Here is a 3,107-nt window from a genome sequence, read left to right on the forward strand (position 1 = left end):
GGGGTCGGAGGGTGGGCGACTCCGGGTCAGGGCTCGATGGTCACCTTGATCGCCTCGCCGGCGGCCACCAGGTCGAACGCGTCGAGCGCGCCGTCGAGCGGCAGCCGATGGGTGATCAGGTCGCCGACCGGCACCGCGCCGGATGCGATGAGGCGCAGCGCCTCGGCGTTGTGGTCGGGACTGGACCCGTTCGCGCCGACGAGCGTCAGTTCGCGGTAGTGCACCAGGTTGGCGTCCAGGTTGATCATCGGCTGGTCCTTGGGGAGTCCACCGAAGAGGCTGATCCGGCCCTGCCGGGCAGCCATCTGGACGGCCTGCTCCTGCGCCGCCCCGGACGCGGCGGCGGTGACGACGACATCGGCTCCCCGCCCGTCGGTGAACTTCAGGACGGCGTCCACCGGGTCGACGTCGGCTGCGCAGACGGCCGCGTCCGGGGCGACCAGGGCCGCCGCCCGGTCGAGCCGGTCACGGTTGAGCTCGACGAGGACGACCCGGGCGGCGCCCCGGGCCCGGGCCAGGCGGACGTGCAGGCAGCCGATCGGACCCGAGCCGATCACGACCACGTCGTCGCCCGCGCCGACCCGGGCGAGGTGCTGCCCGTTCAGGGCGCACGCGAGCGGCTCGGCCACCGACGCCTCGGCGTAGCCGAGCCCGTCGGGGATGCGGTGGAGCCCGCCGACGGCGAGCACCTTGGCCGGTACGACCAGGTACTCGGCGAAGCCACCGTCGTGGTGGTAGCCCATCGACTCCTGGTTGGGGCAGACCGTGCGCCGCCCCCGGCGGCACTCGCCGCACCGCCCGCAGGGGATGGCGGCGATGACCTGGACCCGGTCGCCCGGCGCCCAGCTGTCGACGCCCGCGCCGACCTCCACCACCTCGCCGGCGATCTCGTGCCCCATCACCCGGGGCGGGACGATGTGGTGGTGGCCGAAGCGGGAGATCTTCACGTCGGTGCCGCAGGTGGAGCAGTTGCGTACCCGGATCTTCACGTCCCCCGGCCCGGGTTCGGGCTCCGGTACGTCCTCGAGCCGGACGTCGCCGGGGGCGTGGAAACGCACGACCTTCATGCCGCCGGTTCCTCTCGGGTCTGGGGGTCGACGGCCGCGCCGGACAGCAGCCGTCGTACCTGCTCGGGGTGGTCCGCCTCGCGCAGCGCGCGGGCCCGGTCCGGGTCCAGGAGGATCTCGGCGAGTTCGGCGAGCAGGTCGACGTGTCCGTCGCCCTGGGCGGCGATGGCCACGCAGACCGTGACCCGGTCGCCGCCCCAGTCCACCCCGGCCGGAAAGCGGAGGACGGCGAGGGCGTCCCGGCGGATCGCCGTCCTGCCGCCGGAGGTGCCGTGCGGGATGGCGACCCCCTCCCCCACGTAGGTGGAGATGGATCTCTCCCGGTCCAGCATGGCCGGCACGTACGCCGGGTCGACGGCGCCGATCTCGACCAGCACCGCACCGCATCGCCGGACGGCGTCCTCCCGGGTGCTGGCCCGCTCGTCGAGCCGGATGGCGTCCGGCGTCAGCAGGTTGTCATCCATTCAGCTCACCGCCGGTCTGCACGGCCTTGACGACCTTGGCCACCGCCGGGTCGCCGATGAAGACCCGGATCGGGATGACGATCACGCCCGGTGCGCTGCGCCGGGCGCGCTCGGCGAGGCCCTGGTGGCAGATCACCACGTCGGCGTCGGCCGGGATGGCGTCGACCGGCGTGTGCTCGACGGTCACCGAGTGCTTGCCGAGCTGGCGGCGGAGCTGGCCGGCGAGCATCGCGCTGCTGCCCATGCCGGCGTCGCAGGCGACGACGACCTTGCGGATGGCGGTGCCGTGGATGGTGGTCATGGTGATCAGGCCTCTCTCACGGGGCTGGGGCTGCTGCCGTCGTCGACCGATTCGCGGGCGGTCGGCGCCGGCCGCTTGTTGGCGGCCGACCGGCGTTGCGCGGCGGCGAGCTCCGCCCGCTCGAGGTCGGCCTGCTCCTCCGGGGTGACGGCCTCGCCGTCGGCGTCGTCCGGCTCCTTGCGTCCGAACGCGAGCAGCACCGCCGCGACGCCGAAGGTGACCGCGGCGGCGATCAGGATGCCGAGGGTGACGCCGAACCAGCCGCTCTTCGGGGTGACCGCGAAGTAGGCGAAGATGCTGCCCGGCGAGGGCGTGGCGACCAGGCCGGCGCCGGTGACCATGAAGGTGGAGACGCCGGCCGCCCCACCGGCGATCATCGCGAGGATCAGGCGGGGCTTCATCAGCACGTACGGGAAGTAGACCTCGTGGATGCCGCCGAGGAAGTGGATGATCATCGCGGCGGGCGCGGTCGGGCGGAGTGACCGCGGGCCGAACAGGAAGTACGCCAGGAGCAGGCCGAGCCCGGGACCGGGATTCGTCTCGATCATGAACAGGATCGACTTGCCGTTCTCGGCCGCCTCGGTCACCCCCAGCGGCCCGAGGACGCCGTGGTTGATGGCGTTGTTGAGGAAGAGGACCTTCGCCGGCTCGACGATGACCGACACCAGCCCCAGCAGATGGTTGGTGACCAGCCAGTCCACGCCGTCGCCGGCGACGTTGGTCAGGGCGCGGACGACCGGGCCGATCCCCCACACGCCGACCAGGGCCATGCCCGCACCGACGATACCGGCGGAGAAGTTGTCCACCAGCATCTCGAACCCGGGGCGGACCCGGTCCTGGACGAGCCCGTCGACCAGCTTCACGAGATACGCGGCCAGCGGTCCGATGATCATCGCACCGAGGAACATGGGGACCTCGGAGCCGACCACGATGCCGACCGTGGCGACCGCGCCGACGACGGCACCGCGCTGACCGTGCACCAGGCGGCCGCCGGTGTAGCCGATGAGCACCGGCAGCAGCATGGTGATCATCGGCCCGACCAGGGCGGCGAAGTCCTCGTTGGGCAGCCACCCGGTGGGGATGAACAGGGCGGTGATCAGACCCCAGGCGATGAAGGCGCCGATGTTCGGCATCACCATGCCGGCGAGGTGGCCGCCGAGCCGCTGGATCGTCGCCTTGACGCCGGTGCCGTGTACCGGGGGTGTGTAGGGAGTGGCCATCAGGTGCTCCTTCGACGCCAGGTGGGATGGGGGTCGGGTGGAGTCAGTTCGGGGT

Annotated in this window: 4 protein-coding genes; all 4 read right to left on the reverse strand. The window is 72.4% G+C overall.

The features are described 5' to 3' along the window. Positions 1–26: 26 nt before the first annotated feature. Genes DLJ47_RS10970 through mtlA form a run of 4 tightly spaced genes read right to left on the reverse strand, consistent with a single transcriptional unit; the run spans position 27 to position 3,052 of the window. Positions 27–1,067, reverse strand: coding sequence for a zinc-dependent dehydrogenase (locus DLJ47_RS10970; protein WP_109899937.1), 1,041 nt, complete (start codon positions 1,065–1,067; stop codon positions 27–29). After that, entirely contained in the window at positions 1,064–1,531 is a 468-nt protein-coding gene (locus tag DLJ47_RS10975) for a PTS sugar transporter subunit IIA (protein WP_109899938.1), read from the reverse strand. Before DLJ47_RS10975 ends, DLJ47_RS10970 begins: the two co-directional genes overlap by 4 nt. Next, on the reverse strand, positions 1,524–1,832 hold the full coding sequence (locus DLJ47_RS10980) for a PTS lactose transporter subunit IIB (protein WP_109899939.1): 309 nt from the start codon (positions 1,830–1,832) through the stop codon (positions 1,524–1,526). Before DLJ47_RS10980 ends, DLJ47_RS10975 begins: the two co-directional genes overlap by 8 nt. A gap of 5 nt (positions 1,833–1,837) precedes the next feature. Then, the gene (gene mtlA / locus DLJ47_RS10985; protein WP_233257775.1) at positions 1,838–3,052 is read right to left on the reverse strand and encodes a PTS mannitol transporter subunit IICB; all 1,215 of its coding nucleotides are present in this window, start codon (positions 3,050–3,052) and stop codon (positions 1,838–1,840) included. Between the last annotated feature and the right edge of the window lie 55 nt (positions 3,053–3,107).

This window comes from Micromonospora sp. S4605, assembly GCF_003176715.1.
Classification (GTDB): Bacteria; Actinomycetota; Actinomycetes; order Mycobacteriales; family Micromonosporaceae; genus Micromonospora; species Micromonospora echinaurantiaca.